This is a genomic window from Oleiphilus sp. HI0123 (assembly GCF_001635315.1).
The window spans coordinates 1-388 of record NZ_LWGE01000104.1; the positions used below are offsets into that span (position 1 = coordinate 1).

At 29.1% G+C, this 388-nt stretch carries 1 protein-coding gene; it reads left to right on the forward strand.

The window, feature by feature from the left end:
• Positions 1 to 17 precede the first annotated feature (17 nt).
• On the forward strand, positions 18 to 388 hold a 371-nt coding region (locus A3761_RS01020; RefSeq protein WP_197472696.1), incomplete at its 3' end, for a hypothetical protein.

Sequence of the window (388 nt, forward strand, 5' to 3'; positions counted from 1 at the left end):
ATAGAGATACGTTTTTATTGTCGTTTGTTATGCGATTTAGAAATCATGAAATTGCTTATGATTCTGTAGAAGAATTTAAAAATGGTGTATCTTCTACTATTTTGAGTAATTATGGTCAAATCAATACAACATTTAAGTTTTTAGAAAAAGGAATTTTCTCTCAATATAGGATCAATACTATGCGTAATGAGAGCACGAATGAGAACACCTCAACAACAGCTGGTACTAGCAATACAACTAATGACACAACTAATAGTGGATCTAATGATCAAACCACTAAAGATAATTCATTAAGCAGTGTAGAATCATCTAATTCACAAACAACAAAAGCTAGTGATACTAACAACTCAAATACTATAAATAAAGACAGTTCAAATTCAAATGTTAA